The following is a 1,593-nucleotide window of genomic DNA, read 5'->3' as shown; positions in this document are numbered from 1 at the left end:
GTTCGTCCTCGACGAGTACGAGACCCTCTTCGGGGTCCTCGGACATGCCCTACGGCGTGACCCCGGCATCAGGTACACGGTGGTCCAGCCCCTGCTCAACCAGATGGTTCAGTTCGCCAGGGAGAACCTCCTGGTGTTCCTCGGCCAGCAGCCCGACGCACATTTCATCCTGATGGAACAGAACCAGCTCAGTCCGTACGTTCGTCAGGACCCGTTCCCGCTCTTCGCACACGAAAGCGGCTCGGAGGACAGCGAGTTCGCCCGGTTCACGCAGAAGGTGCTGAGCCAGCAGGTGTCCCTGGACGTGGGTTTCGTCGACGCCGTCCACGCTGAGACGGCCGGCCACCCGTGGCTCACCGTGAACCTGCTGCGCGACTTCGTCGACTTCCTCATCAAGCAGGAACGGCGCCAGTCCGACCTGCACCTCAGGCGGGAAGATGCCGCGGAGTTCGCCGAGCTGCGGCTACGCGCGAGCCACATCAGTCGCAGCCGGGAGTACGAGTTCTTCAGGAGGGCGGCCTCCGAGGCGATGGGCGAGCGTCAAGGTCCGGACACTGTATGGCTGCGCTCCGTGTACCACTGTCTGAGCGAGATCGTCCGCGCGTCGCCCGAGAGCATGCGGTGCAGCATGAAGGACTTCACCGACATCGTAACGCGGCTCGGGTTGGCTACCGGGATCAACGCCGACCACTTGCTGTCCAGCGCCACGGAGAGCAACTTCCTCAACCACGACGACGAATGGGTGTGGCCCAAGATCCGTCTGCTGGGCCGAATCGCCGCGACTACACAAGGAGAAGTGACCGCATGAGCCCCACGGCCTTCGCCGACGAGCAGCTCTCACCTGCCCGCCTTGCCGCCGAGATCAGGGGCCGGCTCGCCGCGTCGAACAGTGAGCTCAGCGGGTTCTGGTTCCAGGTCCGTGAGAACCGGGCCGACTACGCCCGAAAGGTGCAGGAACACCTCGCGGGCCATCCCGTGGTGGTCCTGGTGGTGCGCAAGACCCGCTTCGACAACACCAATGCGGTACTCGACGATTTCGTCGAACTGCTCCAGGACAACCAAGAGGCGTGCGAAAAGCACCTGATCGGTGACGTCACCACGGACCGGCGGGCGGTGGTCCTGCTGGCGCGCAACACCCTGGACTTTCCCCAGATCTCCTCCCCGGTCATCCTCCCCGCCTGGTTCCCGCGACTCGCCGGCCGGCTGGCCAAGGTCATCGTCGAGGACCTCACGTGGCGCGCCGCCTGTCCCCTCAACGCGGAAGAAGCCGCCGTCGACCAGCTCTGCCAACTCGTCTTCGCCCTGGAAGGGGCCATGCTGGAGCGGCTCCAACCGGTGCACGCACGGAACAAGTCGGAAACGGCTAGCTTCTGGGACCAGGTGAAGCGCGACAAGGATGCGTACGGCTCCTTCGGTGAATTCCTCGACGGCGTAGGACATGCACGACGCGAGGTGCTCAACCCGTCCTCGTACCGCCCCAGCGTGCGGGACGGCGACTCCCTGCTGGCCCGTATCTGGGGCAAGGCACAGGGAACCTCCCCCGATGCCATGGGCCGCCTGGCCAAGGCCCTTGCCCCGTGCCCTGGCACTCCC

2 protein-coding genes are annotated in these 1,593 nt (G+C 65.6%); both read left to right on the top strand.

Annotated elements, in window-relative coordinates; all coding sequences use genetic code 11:
- Positions 1-808 (top strand): hypothetical protein (locus AC27LF_RS45395; RefSeq protein ID WP_479662446.1); only part of this gene is annotated, 808 nt, incomplete at its 5' end.
- Positions 805-1,593 (top strand): hypothetical protein (locus AC27LF_RS45390; protein WP_479662445.1); only part of this gene is annotated, 789 nt, incomplete at its 3' end. The genes AC27LF_RS45395 and AC27LF_RS45390, both read left to right, overlap by 4 nt.

The organism is Streptomyces diversicolor (assembly GCF_057537855.1).
The sequence above is the reverse complement of the archived record's forward strand: the minus strand, read 5'-3'. Positions and strand labels throughout refer to the sequence as shown.